Raw genomic sequence first — 396 nt, forward strand, 5'->3', positions numbered from 1 at the left:
AAGGCCTGTTGATGAGCCAAAATTATTGCTTGACGAATCAGGGGCTTCGTCAACAAAATTATCAGGCTCAGGCTCAGGCTCAGGCTCAGGCTCAGGCTCAGGCTCAGGCTCAGGCTCAGGCTCAGGCTCAGGCTCAGGCTCAGGCTCAGGCTCAGGCTCAGGCTCAGGGCTTAGGTCATGAATTTCGCTCAGGTATTCTTGAAGTGCTGGAGGCGGTTCTGTCTTGTTTAAAGAATTTTCGTTTTCTGTTGGTTCATCAGTGTTATTTGATTCTTGTTGATCCGAGCTTAAACTTTCCTCGACTTCCTCGACTTCCTCGACTTCCTCGACTTCCTCGACTTCCTCGACTTCCTCGACTTCCTCGACTTCCTCGACTTCCTCGTCTTCCTCGACTTC

At 50.8% G+C, this 396-nt stretch carries 1 protein-coding gene; it reads right to left on the reverse strand.

Annotation, left to right across the window (positions count from 1 at the left end; genetic code table 11):
* Nucleotides 1-396: hypothetical protein (locus tag A3729_RS33940; protein WP_231877426.1), on the reverse strand; the 396-nt coding region annotated here is incomplete at both ends.

The organism is Oleiphilus sp. HI0043, from assembly GCF_001634935.1.